Origin of the sequence: Pseudomonas sp. MWU13-2105 (assembly GCF_023242315.1) — a bacterium.
In the GTDB taxonomy this organism is placed as follows: domain Bacteria; phylum Pseudomonadota; class Gammaproteobacteria; order Pseudomonadales; family Pseudomonadaceae; genus Aquipseudomonas.
This window is the reverse complement of sequence record NZ_JALLIY010000072.1, coordinates 1-870: the sequence shown is the minus strand read 5'-3', so window position 1 is coordinate 870 and position 870 is coordinate 1. Positions and strand designations below refer to the sequence as shown.

The following is an 870-nucleotide window of genomic DNA, read 5'->3' as shown; positions in this document are numbered from 1 at the left end:
CTGGGGCGATTGGAACGTGTAGCTGAGGTCCAGATCACGTTCCCGGTCCTTGCCTTCGTAACCCGCGGCTGTCGTCACGTTGTTGCCGGTGACATAGCGAGCACTGGCCAGCAGGCCGGGCACCTTCAGGGCGGCGAAATCATAGTCATAACGCAGTTGGTAGGAGCGTTCGTGGATGGAGACGAACTCATAGGTCGGCAGTTCATTGCCCAGTGCGCTGACATTGAGAAAAAGCCGGGGAAAGGGACTGTCGCCATACATGCCCTGGTAACCGGCATAGAACGTATGCCCTCCATGCTTGGCCGAGAGCAAGGAGAAGAAGGACTGGTTGTCAATCTTGCCGACCAGTTTTCGACCTTCCTCTTTAGCATCGTAGTAACCGATATTGGCGCCCAGCACCCAGTCTCCCATCGGCTGGCTATGTTTGAGGCCGAAGAAGTTCTGGTCGTAGATGTCCTCCAACTGCGAGAACCAGGCGCTCACGGTGCTGCGTTCATCGTTGAACGTGTAGTCGGCGCCCGCGTAGTTGAAGGCATCACTCGACACCTGACCTTGTAGCTTGTTGCCCAGCAGGGCCTGCAGTCGGCTTTCGCCGGCCTCGTTGCGCAGGCTGGTCGAGGTGAGATGCCCGCCTTGCAGCGTCAGGCCGGGGACTTCCGTGCTGGTAATGCTTACGCCCTGGTAAGTCGGCGGGAGTAAACGGATGTCGCTGAAGACCAGCGTCGGCAGGTTGGGTTGCAGCTCACCCAACTTCAGTTGGGTTTTCGAAACGCGGATCTTGGCAGCCAAGCCCAGGCGGCCATACTCGTCAGCGGCTTGGCCATTACCCTTTACGGGCAACAACCCGGTGTTGGCCAGGCCAGGGCTGCT

General features: G+C 58.9%; 1 protein-coding gene. It reads right to left on the bottom strand.

Annotated elements, in window-relative coordinates; genetic code table 11:
- Window positions 1–870: OprD family outer membrane porin (locus tag M5B96_RS32340; RefSeq protein WP_248801221.1), on the bottom strand; the 870-nt coding region annotated here is incomplete at both ends.